Source organism: Curtobacterium sp. NPDC089689, assembly GCF_044749145.1.
Lineage (GTDB): Bacteria > Actinomycetota > Actinomycetes > Actinomycetales > Microbacteriaceae > Curtobacterium.
The window spans coordinates 89,767-105,502 of record NZ_JBIVHJ010000004.1; the positions used below are offsets into that span (position 1 = coordinate 89,767).

Consider the following 15,736-nt stretch of genomic DNA (forward strand, 5'->3'; position numbering starts at 1 on the left):
GAAGAAGGAGCACTTGTCCGCACGGATCCCCCCGGTCCTCCGGCCCGAACACCCCACCCCCCGATCGGTCGCCGAACTGGCGAACGGCTTCGGGCTGCGCGTCGTCGGCTCGCTCGACGGCGTCGAGACCACGGGTGTCACCCTGAGCGCTGCCGAGGTGCAGCCCGGTGACCTGTTCGTCGGTGTGCACGGCGCGAACCGCCACGGCGCCCAGTTCGCGACCGAGGCCGCCGAGCGCGGTGCGGTCGCGGTCCTCACCGACGCCGACGGCGTGGCGCTCGCGGAACCGTCGGGCCTGCCCGTGCTCGTGGTCGACGACCCCCGTGCGGCGCTCGGCGACGTCTCCGCGTGGGTCTACCGGACCCACCCGGACGAGGCGACCGACCTCCCGCAGCTCTTCGCGACGACGGGGACGAACGGCAAGACGAGCACCTCGTACATCCTCGAGGGCATCCTCAAGCAGCTCGGCCTCGTCGCCGGCCTGAGCTCCACCGCCGAACGGCACATCGGTGCCCTCAGCGTGACGAGCCGTCTGACCACACCCGAGGCGAGCGAGATGCACGCGCTCCTCGCCCGCATGCGCGAGGCCGAGGTCCGCGCCGTGGCCGTCGAGGTGAGCGCGCAGGCCCTCAGCCGCCACCGTGTCGACGGCATCGTGTTCGACGTCGCCGGGTTCACGAACCTCTCGCACGACCACCTCGACGACTACGCCGACATGGAGGAGTACTACCAGGCCAAGCTGCCGCTCTTCCAGCCCGAGCACGCCCGCCGCGGGGTCGTCTCGCTCGACACCGACTGGGGTCACCGCGTGGTGCAGGACTCCCGCATCCCGGTGACGACCATCACGGTGCACCCCGAGGTCGAGGCCGAGTGGCACGTCGACATCCTCGAGGCGCACGCGGCGTACACCGAGTTCCGGCTGACCGGACCCGAGGGTCGCGAGCTGACCACCCGCGTGCCGCTCATCGGCTGGCACATGGCCGCGAACGCCGCGCTCGCGATCGTGATGCTCGTCGAGGGCGGGTTCGAGCTCGGTGCGATCGCGCAGGCGCTCGAGACCGGCCACCGCCGCTACCCCGACGAGGACGAGCGTGAGGAACGCGGCGAGCGGACGAGCGCCATCGAGTGCTACCTCCCCGGACGCACCGAGCGCGTCTCCGGCGAACACGGCCCGAGCGTCTACGTGGACTTCGGGCACAGCCCCGACGCGTTCGAGAACACCCTCGCTGCCGTCCGCCAGTTCACGCCCGGTCGGGTCCTCATGCTGTTCGGCGCCGACGGCGACCGCGACACCACGAAGCGTGCGGACATGGCGCGGGTCGCCGCCGCCGGCAGCGACGTGCTCGTGATCACCGACCACCACCCGCGCTTCGAGGACGCCGCGTCGATCCGGAAGACCCTGGTCGACGCCGCGCGCGAGGCGTACCCGGACCACGAGCTCTACGAGGTCAGCCCGCCCGAAGCCGCGATCCGGAAGGCCGTCGGTCTGCTCGGCGAGGGCGACTCGATCCTCTGGGCCGGCCCCGGCCACCAGGACTACCGCGACATCCAGGGTGTCCGCACGCCCTACTCGGCTCGCGACGAGGCCCGTCAGGCCCTGCGCGAGGCCGGGTGGGAACCGAACAGCGGCCCGGTGGAGGAGACCCGATGATCCCCATGACCCTCGCCGAGATCGCCGCCGCGGTCGACGGCGAGCTGATCGGTGGCGCCCAGGACCTGGTCGTCGACGGCTCCGTCGAGACGGACTCCCGGCTCGTGAGCCCCGGCAGCGTCTTCTTCGCCCTCCCCGGCGAGGTCACCGACGGCCGCCGCTTCGTCCCGGCCGCGACCGAGGCCGGCGCCGCCCTGGTCATCACGCCCGAGCGCGTCGAGACCGCCGCGCCGCAGATCGTCGTGGCCGACGGGTACGCCGCCCTGGCCGCCCTCGCCCACGAGGTCGTCGCCCGCGTGCGCACCTCCAGTGCCGACCGCGTCGACGCCGAAGGCCGTCCCGCGCCGCTGCGCGTCGTCGGCATCACGGGCTCGAACGGGAAGACGAGCACGAAGAACATGCTCGCCACCATCCTGTCGACGCAGGGCGAGACGATCGCGCCGAAGGGCTCGTTCAACAACCACGTCGGCGCACCGATCTCGATGCTCCGGATCACGCACGACACCCGCTTCCTCGTGGTCGAGATGGGCGCGAGCGGCAAGGGCCACATCGCCAAGCTCGTCTCGATCGCGGAACCCGACGTCGGCGTCGTCCTGAAGGTGGGCCTCGCGCACGCCGGCGAGTTCGGCGGGATCGAGGCCACCCAGAAGGCAAAGTCCGAGATGGTCACCGACCTCCCGGAGACCGCCACGGCGCTCCTCAACGTCGACGACGACCGTGTCGCCGCGATGCGCGACCTGACGCGCGCTCGCGTCGTCGGGTTCGGCACGTCGGCCGACGCCGACTACCGCATCGGCGGCATCGAGACGGACCGGACCGGCACGCGGTTCACGCTGATCGGGCCGACGGGCGACCAGCCTGGGCCCACGCCGCCGGTTCCGGATCGACGCGCCAGCGGCGAGCCGGCCGTGCCGGTGGGGAGAGGCACGGATCGCCCCGCCGAGACCGCCGACGTCCGCCTCGCCATCATCGGGGAACACCACGCGATGAACGCCAGCGCGGCGCTCACGGTGGCGAACCTGTGGGGCGTCCCCCTCGCCACCGGCGCCGAGGCGCTCGCGTCGATGACGCGGGCCGAACGGTGGCGCATGGAGATCCTCCCGGGTGGCCCGGAGGGCGTGACCGTCATCAACGACGCGTACAACGCGTCCCCGGACTCGACCGCAGCGGCGCTGCGGACCCTGGCGCAGATCGTGCGGCCGGGGGAGCGCGCGGTCGCCGTGCTCGGCGAGATGAGCGAGCTCGGCGAGTTCGCGACCGAGGAGCACGACCGGCTCGGCCGGCTCGTGGTCCGGCTCGGCATCGGGCAGCTCGTGGTCGTCGGCCGCGGCGCGATGCCGATCCACCAGGCCGCCACCCTCGAGGGATCGTGGGACGGCGAGTCAGTGTTCACCGAGGACGTCGACGAGGCCGTCCGCACCCTCGAGACCATGCTCCGCCCCGGTGACGTGGTCCTCGTCAAGTCCTCGAACTCCGCCGGACTGCGCTTCCTCGGAGACCGACTCGGAGGAGTCACCGAATGATCGCGCTCCTGGTCGCCGGCGCCGTGTCGCTGGTGTTCACGCTGCTGCTCACGCCGCTCTTCATCAAGCTGTTCCACCGTCTCGGGTGGGGGCAGTTCATCCGCGACGACGGACCCCAGTCGCACCACACCAAGCGCGGCACGGCCACGATGGGCGGCATCGTCCTCATCATCGGCTCGGTGATCGGCTACTTCGTCGGACACCTCGTCGGCCGCGACTCGGTGACCCTCTCCGGGCTGCTCGTGCTGTTCCTCATGGTCGGCCTCGGGTTCGTCGGCTTCGTCGACGACTTCCTCAAGGTCCGGCGTCAGCGGAGCCTCGGCCTCGGCGGCTGGGCCAAGGTGCTCGGCCAGGTGATCGTCGGCGTCATCTTCGCCACCGTCGCCCTCGTGGTGCCCTCCGGCAACGGCAAGCCCCCGGCGTCGACGATGATCTCCGCGATCCGGGACATCCCGTGGCTCGACCTCATGGCGCTCGGGACGGTCATCGGGACGATCCTGTTCCTGGCGTGGATCGTGCTGCTCACGGTGTCGACGTCGAACGGCGTCAACGTCGCGGACGGCCTCGACGGGCTCGCGACCGGGTCGAGCATCCTCGCGATCGGTTCCTACGTCATCATCGGGTTCTGGCAGTCCAACCAGCAGTGCGGCAGCCCGCGCCTCGACGAGACCACCGCCCACGCCTGCTACACGGTGTCGAACCCGCTCGACCTCGCGGTGGTCGCCGCGGCCGTCGTCGGCGGGCTGATCGGGTTCCTCTGGTACAACACGTCCCCGGCACAGATCTTCCTCGGCGACACCGGCTCGCTCGGCCTCGGCGGTGCCCTCGCCGGACTCGCGGTCCTCAGCCGCACCGAGCTGCTGCTCGTCCTCATCGGCGGCCTGTTCTTCATCGTCACCGGTTCGGTCATCCTGCAGCGGGCGTACTTCAAGATCACGCACGGCAAGCGCATCTTCCGGATGAGTCCGCTGCACCACCACTTCGAGCTCAAGGGCTGGGCCGAGGTGACGGTCGTCGTGCGGTTCTGGATCATCGCCGGGCTGTGCGTCGTCGGCGGCGTCGGCCTCTTCTACCTGGAGTGGATCACCCGTGTCGGCTGACGCCACGACCCCCGACCGGCTCACCGGTCTCGACAGCTGGTACGCGGAGGGCTGGAAGGGGCTCCGGGTCGCCGTGCTCGGCCTCGGGTCGACGGGCTTCTCGGTCGCGGACACCCTCGTCGAGCTGGGCAGCGAGGTCACGGTGTACGCACCGGACGGCCCCGCGGACACGATCGAGCTGCTCGACGTGATCGGGGCGCGGTTCGAGCGCACCCCGCTCGACGCCGTCCCGGATGCGCTCGTCGCGCAGGCGCCCGACGTCGTCGTGGTCTCGCCGGGTCTGCCGCCGCACAACGCCTCGGTCCGGTGGGCCGTCGAGCACAGCACCGTGTGGGGCGACATCGAGCTCGCCTGGCGGGTGCGCGACAAGGTCGTCCGCGGCCCGGTCGCCGCCCCGTGGGTGACCATCACCGGCACGAACGGCAAGACCACCACCACCCAGCTGACCACCGCGATGTTCGAGGCCGCCGGGCTCCGTGCGGTGTCGTGCGGCAACATCGGTGTGCCGGTGCTCGACGTCGTCCGCGACCCGGACGGCTTCGACGTCCTCGTGGTCGAGCTGTCGAGCCACCAGCTGCACTACATGGCCGACGCCGGCGACGGTGCGGTGGTGCCGCTCGCGAGCGCCTGCCTGAACATCGCCGACGACCACCTCGAGTGGCACGGCTCGGCCGAGGCCTACCGCGCGGCGAAGGCGAAGGTCTACGAGCGCACCGTGATGGCGTGCGTCTACAACACGACCGACGAGGTCACCCGGACCATGGTCGAGGGCGCCGACGTGGTGGAGGGCTGCCGCGCCGTCGGGTTCACCCCCGGGGTCCCCGCACCCGGTGACGTCGGGATCGTCGAGGACGTCCTGTGCGACCGCGCGTTCGGGGAGGACCGCCGGTCGAGCGCCCTCGAGCTCGCGACCCTCGCGGACCTCGAGGAAGCCGGGCTCGCGAGCCCGCACATGACGATGAACGTCCTCGCCGCCGCCGCGCTCGCCCGTGCCGCCACCGTGCAGCCCGCCGCGATCCAGCAGGCCGTCCGGGGCTTCCGCGCCGACCACCACCGGACCGAACTCGTCGCCTCTGCGGACGGCATCACCTGGGTCGACGACTCGAAGGCGACGAACCCGCACGCGGCGACCGCGTCCCTGGCGTCGTTCGACACCGTCGTCTGGATCGTCGGGGGGCTCTTCAAGGGCGTCGACGTCGACGGGCTCGTGCAGCGGTTCGGCCCCGGTGTCCGCGGCGTCGTCGTCATCGGCACCGACCGCGCGCCGGTGCTCGAGGCATTCGCGCGACACGCGCCGTCGGTCCCGGTCCTGCAGGTCGAGGCATCGGACACTGATCAGGTCATGCCCGAGGCGGTCCGGCATGCCGCATCGGTCGCGAGGCCGGGCGACACGGTCCTCCTCGCCCCGGCGGCGGCGTCGTTCGACCAGTTCGACTCGTACTCCGACCGGGGGCGTCGGTTCGCGGCGGCGGTCCACGAGCACCTGGGAGGAAACGGCGATGGCGGACCTTCCGGCGAACGGCCCTAGCGGCGCAGCGAGTGCACGCGGCACGGGCGCGACCGGCGCGTCGAGCGCGCGCGGCACGGGCGCGACCGGCACGTCGAGCGCGCGCGGCACGGGCGCGACCGGCACGTCGAGCGCGACCGGCACGGGATCGTCGCGGCGCCGCCCGACGGGCGCCGTCGTCGCGGTGAAGAACGTGTTCGTCGCCGAGTCGGCCACGTTCTACACGATCCTCGGCGTCACGCTCTTCCTCGTCGTCTTCGGCGTCGTCATGGTGCTCTCGTCCTCCAGCGTCGAGCAGTACGCCGCCACGCACGACTTCTTCGGCGCCGCGTCCCGGCAGGGGCTCTACGCGGTGCTCGGTGTGCCGCTCATGCTCATCGCCAGCCGGGTGCCCGCCCGCGCCTGGCGGAAGTGGGCGATGGGGATCCTGGGCGCGGCGCTCGTACTGCAGTTGCTCGTCTACACACCGCTCGGCGTGGAGATCCAGGGCAACCGGAACTGGATCTCGATCGGCTCGTTCAGCGCGCAGCCCTCCGAGGCCGTGAAGCTCGGACTCGCCCTCGCGGTCGGCGCGATCATGTACGTCAAGCGGGACAAGCTCGACAACTGGAAGGAGCTGTTCGTCCCGATCGGCATCGCCATCGTGCTGCCGCTCGGACTCGTGCTCCTCGGCGGCGACCAGGGCACGGCGATGATCATGCTCATCCTCGTCCTCGGCGCCCTCTACGTCGGTGGCGCCCGGGCGAAGCACCTGCTCGTGGTCGTCGGCACGATCGCCGTCGTGCTGCCGTTCATCACGATGACGTCGGCGTCGCGGTCGTACCGCATCAACGCCTGGCTCTCCGGCTGCACCGACTCGAACCAGTTCCAGGACCTCTGCTGGCAGCCCGTGCACGGCATGTGGGCGCTCGCGTCCGGCGGCGTCTTCGGTGTCGGACTCGGCAACTCCAAGGCGAAGTGGTCCTGGCTGCCCGAGGCCGACAACGACTACATCTTCGCGATCATCGGCGAGGAACTCGGGCTCATCGGCGCCGTCGTCGTGCTCGCGCTCTTCGTGGTCCTCGCGGTCAGCATGATCAAGGTCATCCGGCAGAGCCGCGACCCGTTCGTCAAGACCGTCACCGGCGGGATCCTCGCGTGGATCATCGGGCAGGCGCTCGTCAACATCGCGGTGGTGCTCGGGCTCCTGCCGGTGCTCGGGGTGCCGTTGCCGCTCATCTCCGCGGGTGGCTCGGCGCTCATCATGACCCTCGTCGGCATCGGAGTGGTGCTGTCGTTCGCGCGGGACCTGCCCGGCAAGCGCTCCGACGACCCGGGCCTCGATGCCCGGACCACCCTCCGCGGCGCCAGCACCGGCGCCCGCGCCGGCACCACCCCGCGCAGTCCGCGCACGAACGGAGCCCAGCGGTGAGCCGCTACCTCTTCGCCGGCGGCGGGACCGCCGGCCACGTGAACCCCCTGCTCGCGGTCGCCGACCGGCTGACCGAGCGCGACCCCGACGCCGAGGTGCTCGTCCTCGGGACCGCCGAGGGCCTCGAGTCCCGGCTCGTCCCGATGCGCGGGTACGAACTGCTGACGATCCCGCGCCTGCCCTTCCCGCGGAAGCCGAACGCCGCCGCGCTGCGCTTCCCCGGCGCCTTCCGGCGCGCGGTGCAACGCACCGAGCAGATCATCCGCGACCGCGGCGTCGACGTCGTCCTCGGGGTCGGCGGCTACGCGGCCGCTCCCGCCTACATCGCGGCCCGTCGCACCGGGACGCCGATCGTCGTGCACGAGCAGAACGCCAAGCCCGGTCTCGCGAACCGCCTCGCCGCGTTCCTCACCGAGCACGTCGGTGTCACGTTCTCGAACACCCGACTCCGCCACGGCCGCGTCGTCGGCATGCCGCTCCGTCGCGAGGTCGAGTCCCTGGACCGCCGTGCGAGCCGGGCCGAGGGGCTCGCGGAGTTCGGCCTCGACGCCGACCGCCCCGTCTTGCTGGTGACCGGTGGGTCCTCGGGAGCCCGGAGCATCAACCGCACGGTGAACCGCAGCGCAGCCGCGATCGTCGGCGCCGGGTGGCAGGTGCTGCACGTCGTCGGTGCGAAGTCGGACATCGGGCCGAGCGACCTCGACGGCTACCACGTGCTGCCCTACTGCGACCGCATGGACCTCGCGTACGCCGCGAGCGACTTCGTGGTCTCGCGGTCCGGCGCCGGCATGGTCTGCGAGCTCACCGCCGTCGGGCTGCCGAGCGTCCTCGTGCCGTACCCGGTCGGCAACGGCGAGCAGCGGCACAACGCGAAGGACGTCGTCGACGCCGGGGGAGCGGTCCTCGTGGCCGACGGGGAATTCGACCAGGACTGGGTGACGTTCCAGCTCCTGACGCTCCTGCAGGACCGTGCCCGCGTCGCGAGCATGGCGGTCCGGGCGGGCAGCGTCGGACACCGCGACGGCGCCGACCGGATGACCGACCTCGTGCTCGACGCCGCACGGAGCGCAACCCGCGCCGGGCGGAGCGACACGACCGGCGACGCAACCCGCGCCGGGCAGAGCGACACGTCCGGCGATGCCGCACGGAACGCACCGCGCACCGAGACCGGCGACGCAGCACGCGACGCCGACGGCCGGCCGAGCACCGGCAGCACCACGGAGGAACCATGACCATCAAGCCGGACCTGACCCAGCCGATCCCGGACGACCTCGGTGCCGTGCACTTCGTCGGCATCGGTGGTTCCGGGATGAGCGGCATCGCCCGGATGTTCCTCGCCGCCGGCCACCGCGTCAGCGGGAGCGACGCCCGGAAGACCGCGACCACGCAGACGATGCGAGAGCTCGGCGCCGACGTGCACATCGGTCACGACGCCGCGAACGTCGGCGAGGCGGACACGATCGTCGTCACGAGCGCGCTCTGGCCGGACAACCCCGAGCTGCTCGAGGCCCAGCGCCGCGGCATCCCGGTGCTGCACCGGTCCCAGGCCCTCGCGGCGCTCATCGCCGGGCAGCGCCTCGTCGCGGTCGCCGGTGCCCACGGCAAGACCACCTCGACGGGCATGATCGTCACCGCCCTCGTCGAGCTCGGCCTCGACCCGAGCTTCGTGAACGGCGGCGTCATCCAGTCCCTCGGCACGAGCTCGGCCCCGGGTTCGAGCGACCTCTTCGTCGTCGAGGCCGACGAGTCCGACGGCTCCTTCCTGCTCTACGACGTGGCCGTGGCGCTCGTCACGAACGTCGACGCCGACCACCTCGACCACTACGGCAGCGTCGAGGCGTTCACCGAGGCGTTCGTCGACTTCGCCGCGAAGGCCTCCGAGCGCCTGGTCATCTCGAGCGACGACGGCGAGGCCAAGCGGGTCACCGCGGGAGTCCGTGCCCGACCCGACGCGCCGGAGATCGTCACGTTCGGTGAGGCGGACGACGCCGACGTCCGCATCGAGCGCATCACCGAGTCGGCCGGGGTCGAGGTCGACTTCCGCGCCGGTGGCGAGTCGCACCACCTGACCCTGCGGGTGCCCGGGCGGCACAACGCCGTGAACGCGGTCGGGGCCTTCGCGGTCCTCACCGGCCTCGGCGTCGCGCCCGCCGACGCGATCCGTGGGATCGAGGCCTTCGGCGGCACCCAGCGACGCTTCGAGCTCCACGGCGTCGAGCGCGGGGTGTCGGTGTACGACGACTACGCGCACCACCCGACCGAGGTGGCGGCGGCGCTCCGGGCAGCGCGCAACGTCGTCGGGGACGGCCGGATCATCGCGATCCACCAGCCGCACCTGTATTCGCGCACACGGCTCATGGCCGGCGACTTCGCGAAGGTCTACGAGGAGCTCGCGGACCACACCGTCGTGCTCGACGTTTACGGTGCGCGCGAGGACCCCGAGCCCGGCGTCACGGGCGCGCTCGTGCAGGAGCGCTTCGCGGACCAGTCCCGCGTCGACTTCCTGCCCGACTGGGACGAGGCCTCGGCCCGCGCGGCCGCGGTCGCGCAGGACGGCGACATCATCATGACGCTCAGCTGCGGTGACGTGTACCGGATCATCCCGCAGGTGCTCACGGCGCTGCACGACGGAGCGCAGTCCCGGTGAAGCGTCCCGAGGGGTTCGACGAGCGTCCGGAGCCGACCGCTCCGGACGAGGACGCCCCGGCGCCCCGGCAGCGTCGTGCCCCCCGGCTCCCGCGTCGACCGGTCGCGCCGACACCCGAGGACGGCCTGGAGGCTCGGGTCGACCCCGCCCCGCCGGCTGCGGGACCCGAGGCGGCCGGGCCGGAGGACGAGGCAGCGCCGTCCTCGCGTGACCGCGCGTCCGCCCTCGCCGGCGCCGCCGGCCGCCGCCTGGGCGCCGGGCTGTCGTCCGTCGCCGGGCGACTCCGCGAGTACGCACCGGACGAGGACCACCCCTCCGACGACCGCCGCGGACCGCGCCCCCGTCCGGACGATGCGACGTCCGACCGCTCCGTCCACGACGACGGCCGGGTCAGCGACGTCCTGGAGACCCCGATCGGGACGAAGGTCCGCGCCGCCGAGACCGCCCGGGAGGCTCGCGTCGCCAGGCGCCGCCGCCGTCTCCTCGAACGCGCCGAGGTCCGCCGCTTCACCCGGCGCAGCCGCCACCGCCGTGCCGCGTGGATCACGGCGGCCGGGATCGTCGTGGTGCTCGGCGCTTCGATCCTCGTCGCGGTGTACTCGCCGCTCATGGCCCTGCAGACGATCGAGGTCAAGGGCACGAACCGGGTGGACGACGCCGCGCTCCGACGGGCGCTGTCCGGTCAGATCGGCACGCCGCTCGCCCGACTCGACTTCGACGAGGTCAAGCGGGACATCGCGCAGTTCCCGCTCGTCGAGAGCTACGTCACCGAGGAAGCGCCGCCGCACACCCTCGTCGTGACCGTCACCGAGCGCACGCCCGTGGTCGCCGTGCAGTCCGGCCGCACCTTCGACCTCGTCGACCCGGCCGGCATCGTCGTGCAGTCGGCGAAGGACCGCCCGGCGTCGATGCCCCTCGCCGACATCGGCAGCGCGAAGCTCGGTTCCCCGGTGTTCCGCACCATGTCCGAGGTGGTCCTGGCGCTCCCGTCGTCGGTGCGCTCGCAGACGAAGGCCGTCAAGGCCTCCACCGCGGACGACGTCACCCTGACGCTCAAGGACGGCTCGAAGGTCGTCTGGGGGAGCCCCGACGCGTCGGACGCGAAGGCCCGGCTCCTGGCCGCGCTCGTGCGGGACCACGAGACCCGAGACCCGGGGTCGGTCGTCGAGTACGACGTCAGCGCGCCCGACAACGGCGTCATCCGCTCGGCGAAGTAGGCGTCGGAGCCGTCCCGGGCACCGGAGTCGGGCGGAATCGGGCGACACGCGGCGTGGCGGCTGTGCCTCGTCGGGAGGGCACCCGTAGCGTCGACGCAAGCACCACACCTAGCAGCAAAAACCCTGACTTTCAAGTAGAGGTTGAGGGTTCAACCGGAGGCCGGACTGACGTGACCACGAACCACAACTACCTCGCCGTCATCAAGGTCGTCGGTGTCGGCGGCGGCGGCGTCAACGCCGTGAACCGCATGATCGAGCTCGGCCTCCGCGGCGTGGAGTTCATCGCGATCAACACCGACGCGCAGGCTCTGCTGCTCAGCGACGCTGACGTCAAGCTCGACGTCGGCCGCGAGATCACCCGCGGCCTCGGCGCCGGCGCGGACCCCGAGGTCGGCCGTCGCGCCGCCGAGGACCACGCCGAGGAGATCGAGGAAGCCCTCGCGGGTGCCGACATGGTCTTCGTCACCGCGGGCGAGGGCGGCGGGACCGGTACGGGTGGTGCTCCCGTGGTGGCCCGCATCGCGAAGTCGATCGGCGCGCTGACGATCGGCGTCGTCACGAAGCCGTTCAGCTTCGAGGGCAAGCGTCGGCAGTCCCAGGCCGAGAACGGCGTCGCCTCGCTCAAGGACGAGGTCGACACGCTGATCGTCGTCCCGAACGACCGCCTCCTCGAGATCTCCGACCGCGGCATCTCGATGGTCGAGGCCTTCGCGACCGCCGACCAGGTCCTCCTCGCCGGCGTCCAGGGCATCACCGACCTCATCACGACCCCCGGCCTCATCAACCTCGACTTCGCCGACGTCAAGTCGGTCATGCAGGGTGCGGGCTCGGCGCTCATGGGCATCGGCTCCTCGCGCGGGGCCGACCGGGCGATCAAGGCCGCCGAGCTCGCGGTCGCCAGCCCGCTGCTCGAAGCCTCGATCGACGGCGCGCACGGCGTGCTCCTGTCGATCCAGGGCGGATCGAACCTCGGCATCTTCGAGATCAACGACGCCGCCCGCCTGGTGCAGGAGGCCGTCCACCCCGAGGCGAACATCATCTTCGGTGCGGTCATCGACGACACCCTCGGCGACGAGGTCCGCGTGACCGTCATCGCCGCCGGCTTCGACGGTGGCGAGCCGACGGCGCAGCAGAAGGAGCGTCGCTCGAGCTGGGTCGAGGCGGACGGTGGCGCGTCCACCGGCGCCGCGGCCGGTGCCGCCGGCGCGACCGGTGCCATCGAGGACTCGTCGTCCTCGTGGGCGTCGCAGGAGCACGAGGCGCCGGCGCAGCGCGCCGCCGACCCGGCCTTCGACGACGACGACGACGAGCTCGACGTCCCCGACTTCCTGAAGTAACACTGCCGTGGCAGGTGATCCGCGCCTCTCCCAACCGGCACGGCCGGATCGCCGCTGGCGCGTCGATCCGGAACCGGCGGTCGGGGCCCAGACCGACTCGTCTCCAGGCGACGGACTGGAGGCGCGTCTCGCGTCCGTCAGGAGCGGCATCGCCGACGCGGCGCGGGTCGCGGGGCGCCGCCCCGACGAGATGACGCTCATCGTCGTGACGAAGTACCACCCGGCGTCGCTCGTCCGCGAGCTCGCCGCGCTCGGCGTCACCGACGTGGGGGAGAACCGCCACCAGGAGGCGCAGGCGAAGGCCGCCGAGCTCGCCGACCTGCCGCTCACGTGGCACTTCGTCGGGCAGCTGCAGTCGAAGAAGGCGCGGCAGGTTCGTCGGTACGCGCACGTCGTGCAGTCGCTGGACCGGGATTCGGTGGTGGACGCCTTCGCCCCGACGGACGCCGAGCCGGAGCCGCCCGTGATCGACGGTTTCGTGCAGGTCAACCTCACGGACGACCCCGAGCGCGGAGGCGTCCGTCCCGATGCCGTCGAGGCCATGGTCGACCGCGTGCTCGGCACCGGGACGATCCGGCTGCGGGGCGTGATGGCGGTCGCGCCGCTCGACGAGGAGCCCCGGGCGGCGTTCGCCCGGCTGCGCGGGATCTCGGAGCGCGTGGTCTCCCTCGCGCCCGGTGCGACGGACATCAGCGCCGGCATGAGCGGCGACTACGCGGAAGCGATCGCCGAGGGCGCGACACACCTCCGGATCGGGACCGCAATCACGGGGAAACGCCCGGACGCACCGTAGCCTCGACAGCAGGGCAACCACGAGCACGAACCCGGGAGGAACCATGGCTGGTCCGCTGAAGAAGACGATGGTCTACCTCGGCCTCGCCGACGAGGAACTCGAGTACGAGGACGAGCCGCAGGCCGCCCCGGCGCGTGCCCAGGCCGCCCCGGCGGCGACTCCCGCTCCGGCTGCTCAGGAAGCCCCGGCGGCGGCTGAACCCGCACCGACCCCGGCCCCCGAGCCCAAGGCGCACACCCCGCAGCGCGGTGCCCAGGTCACCCCGCTCCGCCGCTCGCACACGACCGCACAGAAGGCGACCCCGGTCCAGGAAATGAACGAGATCCTCACCGTCCACCCCCGTGAGTACAAGGACGCGCAGTCCATCGCCGAGAGCTTCCGCGACGGCATCCCCGTGATCATCAACCTCACGCAGATGACCGAGGCGGACGCGCGGCGCATGATCGACTTCGCCTCGGGGCTGTCGCTCGGCCTGTACGGCAAGATCGAGCGCGTCACCAACAAGGTCTTCCTGCTCTCCCCGGCCCACGTCGCAGTGAGCGGTGAGGCGCCTGAGGTAGAGTCCGACATCGAGGCGAACTTCTTCGCCCAGTCCTGAGCCGGACCCGGCGCGCGCTCACCGCCTGCGCCGTACCGGCCGGCCCACCCGCCCGTGACCGACAGTCCGTGAGCAGCCAGCGCGGCTGACGGTCACCCGAGACGAGCGAGCCCCACCGTGACCGCGATCCTCCTGGTCCTGTACTACGCACTCCTGCTCTACATCATCGTGCTCTGGGGTCGGTTCGCCCTGGACCTCGTGCAGACCTTCAACCGGCAGTGGCGTCCGCGGGGCGGGATGCTCGTCGTGGCGGACGTGGTCTACACGATCACCGACCCGCCCATCCGGTTCGTGCGCCGGCTCCTCCCGCCCATGCGGATGGGCCCCGTGGCGCTCGACTTCGGCTGGACGATCGTGCTGCTCGTCGCGATCATCGTCCGGTTCATCGTCGGACTGCTCATCACGGCCTCGGCCTGATCGACAGCCCCGACACGCGCCACGCCAGGCGCGGTGACGACTCCCCACCCCCGTCGGTGTACGGTGGTCGGGATCGATGCTCGCCCCGGCGCGGCATCCGCACCACACGGTACGACTGGTAGATTCGGTCGCACCGGTAGTGGTTCCACACGTTCAGCAGTTCTATTGAGGTGACGGCAATGGCTTTGACGCCGGAAGACGTAGTCAACAAGCGGTTCCAGCCGACGAAGTTCCGCGAGGGCTACGACCAGGACGAGGTCGACGACTTCCTCGACGAGGTCGTGGTCGAGCTCCGCCGCCTGACCGCGGAGAACGACGAGCTCCGGCAGCGCCTGCAGGCCGCCGAGTCGGCGCCGAAGCCGGCCGCGACCGAGCAGGCCGCGGAGCAGCCTGCCCCGACCCCCGAGCCCGAGCCGGCCCCCGTCGCCGCCGCTCCGGAGCCCGCGCCGGTTGCCGCTGCCGCACCCGCCGCTGCCACGGTCTCCCCGGACGAGGACACCGAGGGCACCACGAACCTCCTCACGCTCGCTCGTCGTCTGCACGAGGAGCACGTCCGCGAGGGCATCGAGAAGCGTGACGCGCTCATCGCCGAGGGCACCGCGCAGGCCGCTCGCCTCGTCTCCGACGCCGAGGCCAAGCAGCGCCAGATCATCGCCGACACCGAGAACACCAACCGTCAGCGTGTGGCGGTGCTCGAGCAGGAGCAGCGCCAGCTCGAGGGCAAGATCGACGAGCTCCGCACGTTCGAGCGCGACTACCGCGCTCAGCTGAAGAGCTACATCCAGGGGCAGCTCAACGAGCTCGACACCTCTGGCGGCACCGAGCAGTCCGGGTTCGCCCCGGCCTCTGCCTCGGGCGTCGGCAACTGACGTTGTCACGACCAGCACCACGAGCGAAGGTCAGTGTCCGCGCGATCGCGGCACTGGCCTTCGCCGCTGTCGTCGTGGTGGCGCTCGACCAGGTCGTCAAGGCGATCGTCGTCGCGAACCTGCCGTACGGCCGGCCCGTGGCGGTGCTCGGGAACGCCCTGCAGTTCTTCTACGTCCGGAACCCCGGGGCCGCGTTCTCCTTCGCGGTGAACATGACGTGGGTGTTCTCGATCGTCTCGGCGGCCGTCGTCGTCGCGATCATCGTGTTCGCCCGACGGATCCGGTCGATGTGGTGGGCGATCGTCCTCGGGATGCTGCTCGGTGGCGCGCTCGGGAACCTGCTCGACCGGCTCTTCCGTGAGCCCGGCTTCGGCCGCGGGCACGTGGTGGACTTCATCTCGACGCCGTGGATGATGCCCGCGATCTACAACATCGCCGACTCGTTCATCTGCGTGAGCATGGTCATCTTCGTGCTGCTCGTCATCCTCGGGGTGAACCTCGACGGCACGCGCGCGGTCAGCGAGAAGCAGCGTCGCGAGCAGGACGCCGCGGTCGCGACCAGCGAGGCGGAGGCGAGCACTGCCTCCCGGCCGCGCGTCGAGGACCCGCGTGCGCCGCGCGACGGCCGCGACCCGCTCGGCCACGACGCGACGTGAGGTCCCGCAC

The 15,736-nt window shown here is 71.8% G+C and carries 14 protein-coding genes; all 14 read left to right on the forward strand.

Features of this window, described 5'->3' with window-relative positions; translation table 11 throughout:
* Nucleotides 1-13 precede the first annotated feature (13 nt).
* The gene (locus ACIPYW_RS15245) at nucleotides 14-1,651 is read left to right on the forward strand and encodes a Mur ligase family protein (protein WP_400414988.1); all 1,638 of its coding nucleotides are present in this window, start codon (nucleotides 14-16) and stop codon (nucleotides 1,649-1,651) included.
* Nucleotides 1,648-3,174 carry a UDP-N-acetylmuramoyl-tripeptide--D-alanyl-D-alanine ligase gene (gene murF, locus ACIPYW_RS15250; RefSeq protein WP_400414990.1) on the forward strand — a complete coding sequence of 509 codons (1,527 nt, stop codon included), beginning with the start codon at nucleotides 1,648-1,650 and terminating at the stop codon, nucleotides 3,172-3,174. Before ACIPYW_RS15245 ends, murF begins: the two co-directional genes overlap by 4 nt.
* A complete protein-coding gene (gene mraY / locus ACIPYW_RS15255) occupies nucleotides 3,171-4,274 on the forward strand; it encodes a phospho-N-acetylmuramoyl-pentapeptide-transferase (RefSeq protein ID WP_290132107.1) in 1,104 nt (367 codons plus the stop codon). Before murF ends, mraY begins: the two co-directional genes overlap by 4 nt.
* Nucleotides 4,264-5,802, forward strand: coding sequence for a UDP-N-acetylmuramoyl-L-alanine--D-glutamate ligase (murD, locus tag ACIPYW_RS15260; RefSeq protein ID WP_400414992.1), 1,539 nt, complete (start codon nucleotides 4,264-4,266; stop codon nucleotides 5,800-5,802). Before mraY ends, murD begins: the two co-directional genes overlap by 11 nt.
* The gene (ftsW, locus tag ACIPYW_RS15265; RefSeq protein ID WP_400414994.1) at nucleotides 5,774-7,192 is read left to right on the forward strand and encodes a putative lipid II flippase FtsW; all 1,419 of its coding nucleotides are present in this window, start codon (nucleotides 5,774-5,776) and stop codon (nucleotides 7,190-7,192) included. The genes murD and ftsW overlap by 29 nt, the downstream gene beginning before the upstream one ends.
* Nucleotides 7,189-8,424 (forward strand): UDP-N-acetylglucosamine--N-acetylmuramyl-(pentapeptide) pyrophosphoryl-undecaprenol N-acetylglucosamine transferase, encoded by a 1,236-nt coding sequence (locus ACIPYW_RS15270; protein ID WP_400414996.1) that lies wholly within the window; start codon nucleotides 7,189-7,191, stop codon nucleotides 8,422-8,424. Before ftsW ends, ACIPYW_RS15270 begins: the two co-directional genes overlap by 4 nt.
* On the forward strand, nucleotides 8,421-9,839 hold the full coding sequence (gene murC, locus ACIPYW_RS15275) for a UDP-N-acetylmuramate--L-alanine ligase (protein ID WP_400414999.1): 1,419 nt from the start codon (nucleotides 8,421-8,423) through the stop codon (nucleotides 9,837-9,839). The genes ACIPYW_RS15270 and murC overlap by 4 nt, the downstream gene beginning before the upstream one ends.
* The gene (locus tag ACIPYW_RS15280) at nucleotides 9,836-11,056 is read left to right on the forward strand and encodes an FtsQ-type POTRA domain-containing protein (protein ID WP_400415002.1); all 1,221 of its coding nucleotides are present in this window, start codon (nucleotides 9,836-9,838) and stop codon (nucleotides 11,054-11,056) included. Before murC ends, ACIPYW_RS15280 begins: the two co-directional genes overlap by 4 nt.
* 170 nt (nucleotides 11,057-11,226) lie before the next feature.
* Nucleotides 11,227-12,393, forward strand: a complete 1,167-nt coding sequence (gene ftsZ / locus ACIPYW_RS15285; protein ID WP_400415004.1) for a cell division protein FtsZ — start codon at nucleotides 11,227-11,229, stop codon at nucleotides 12,391-12,393.
* 115 nt (nucleotides 12,394-12,508) lie between these two features.
* Entirely contained in the window at nucleotides 12,509-13,186 is a 678-nt protein-coding gene (locus ACIPYW_RS15290) for a YggS family pyridoxal phosphate-dependent enzyme (RefSeq protein ID WP_400415253.1), read from the forward strand.
* Nucleotides 13,187-13,229: 43 nt separating this feature from the next.
* The gene (locus ACIPYW_RS15295) at nucleotides 13,230-13,784 is read left to right on the forward strand and encodes a cell division protein SepF (protein ID WP_400415007.1); all 555 of its coding nucleotides are present in this window, start codon (nucleotides 13,230-13,232) and stop codon (nucleotides 13,782-13,784) included.
* Between the two features lie 117 nt (nucleotides 13,785-13,901).
* Nucleotides 13,902-14,201 carry a YggT family protein gene (locus tag ACIPYW_RS15300; protein ID WP_290132099.1) on the forward strand — a complete coding sequence of 100 codons (300 nt, stop codon included), beginning with the start codon at nucleotides 13,902-13,904 and terminating at the stop codon, nucleotides 14,199-14,201.
* 179 nt (nucleotides 14,202-14,380) lie between these two features.
* The gene (locus ACIPYW_RS15305) at nucleotides 14,381-15,070 is read left to right on the forward strand and encodes a DivIVA domain-containing protein (protein WP_290132098.1); all 690 of its coding nucleotides are present in this window, start codon (nucleotides 14,381-14,383) and stop codon (nucleotides 15,068-15,070) included.
* A 2-nt stretch (nucleotides 15,071-15,072) separates the two neighbouring features.
* Nucleotides 15,073-15,726, forward strand: coding sequence for a signal peptidase II (gene lspA, locus ACIPYW_RS15310; RefSeq protein ID WP_400415010.1), 654 nt, complete (start codon nucleotides 15,073-15,075; stop codon nucleotides 15,724-15,726).
* Nucleotides 15,727-15,736 lie beyond the last annotated feature (10 nt).

Bases quoted from the DNA above. Each gene is read 5' to 3' on its own strand.
- murC (WP_400414999.1), top strand. From the start codon at position 8,421: ATGACCATCAAGCCGGACCTGACCCAGCCGATCCCGGACGACCTCGGT.
- murF (WP_400414990.1), top strand. From the start codon at position 1,648: ATGATCCCCATGACCCTCGCCGAGATCGCCGCCGCGGTCGACGGCGAG.
- ACIPYW_RS15305 (WP_290132098.1), top strand. From the start codon at position 14,381: ATGGCTTTGACGCCGGAAGACGTAGTCAACAAGCGGTTCCAGCCGACG.
- ACIPYW_RS15295 (WP_400415007.1), top strand. From the start codon at position 13,230: ATGGCTGGTCCGCTGAAGAAGACGATGGTCTACCTCGGCCTCGCCGAC.
- mraY (WP_290132107.1), top strand. From the start codon at position 3,171: ATGATCGCGCTCCTGGTCGCCGGCGCCGTGTCGCTGGTGTTCACGCTG.
- ftsW (WP_400414994.1), top strand. From the start codon at position 5,774: ATGGCGGACCTTCCGGCGAACGGCCCTAGCGGCGCAGCGAGTGCACGC.